This window comes from Salinicola sp. (genome assembly GCF_982684285.1).
Genome location: NZ_CEXLVS010000470.1, coordinates 1 through 1,336, shown reverse-complemented (window position 1 = coordinate 1,336; position 1,336 = coordinate 1). Strand labels below are relative to the sequence as shown.

Below are 1,336 nucleotides of genomic sequence, written 5' to 3'. Positions count from 1 at the left end.
CTGATTGTAGGGCTGAGCACGGCAACTATTGCCAGCATTTTGATTTATATAATAGCAACATATATTGGTAATTTTGGTATGCAACGGGCTAATATCTTAGTTGACGGCATTCAAAATATCAAGAAAGGCGACTTAACTCAAGCCGTTGTAATTGCCGGGAAAAGTGATTTTAGTTGGATGGCTTTTGAGTTGAACAGTGCGAGAAAGAATGTTGCAGAACTTGTGAATTCCTTAGTGGATGGTGTTGCTCAAATGCAAACCGAAACACAAAATATGTCAGTAACGAGTAGGCAAACAGTAGAGGGCGTATTGACTCAACAAGCAGAAACTACGCAAGTTGCTAACTCAATGAATGTGATGACCGCATCTGTGCAGGATGTTGCGAGGACCGCGGCAGATACTGCAGAGGCGGCACGTAATGCAGATAGCGAAGCGCAAGCCGGTAAGCAGGTAGTTACAGAAGCAATGCATGCTATTGATTCTTTAGCTAACGAAGTGGAAAAAGCAGCGGACACATTAAATAACCTAGAGTCTGATATTAGTAATATCGGTGCAATCGTCGATGTTATTCGAGGCATTACGGAACAAACCAACTTATTGGCATTAAATGCTGCGATTGAGGCGGCTCGTGCTGGGGAGCATGGTCGTGGTTTTGCTGTGGTTGCTGATGAAGTCCGTACATTAGCAGCAAGAACGCAGGATTCAACACATGAAATTGAAGAAATGGTAGGGCGTTTGCAAGCGGGAGCAAGTGCCGCAGTTAGCGTGATGAATGAAGGTCGAGAACAAGCTCAAAAAAGTGTGGAGAAAGCGGCGTGTGCAGGAGAAGCTTTAGATACGATTACAGCAATGATTACTAAGATGGATGAAATGAGTGCTTCTATTTCGAGTGCAGCTAATGAGCAATCTGCAGCCGCAGAAGATATTAATCGAGGCATTACTAATATCAGTCAAGTTGCAGATAGAACGGCAGTTGGTGGTCAAGAGATATTGGTAGCGATTGATTCGCTTTCAGCACTGTCTAGTCAATTACAAGATGCGGCGAGTAAATTTAAAGTGTAAATTATCGCGTTTAAGTTAGTTAGAGTGAAAAGCCACGCAGTAAAATGCGTGGCTTTTTTGTGCCTAAATTAGGCTGTCTTCAATGCCTTTAAGTGCAAGCATTGGATCCGATGCGGCAGTGATAGGGCGACCAATCACAAGATAATTACTGCCTGCTGTGATTGCTTCGATAGGCGTCATTGTTCGGTGTTGATCGCCTCGTTCACTATTAGCGGGGCGAATACCTGGGGTTATTAATTGGAAAGCATCACTATGTTGTGCGCGCAAGGCTTGC

Annotated in this window: 2 protein-coding genes; one reads left to right on the top strand and one right to left on the bottom strand. The window is 44.0% G+C overall.

Features of this window, described 5'->3' with window-relative positions; genetic code table 11:
- Window positions 1-1,062, top strand: a 1,062-nt coding sequence (locus AC3AYF_RS21180; protein ID WP_487780442.1) for a methyl-accepting chemotaxis protein, incomplete at its 5' end; no start/stop codon positions are given.
- A 63-nt stretch (window positions 1,063-1,125) separates the two neighbouring features.
- Here the strand turns inward: AC3AYF_RS21180 and AC3AYF_RS21175 are convergent.
- On the bottom strand, window positions 1,126-1,336 hold a 211-nt coding region (locus AC3AYF_RS21175), incomplete at its 5' end, for an orotidine 5'-phosphate decarboxylase / HUMPS family protein (RefSeq protein WP_487780441.1).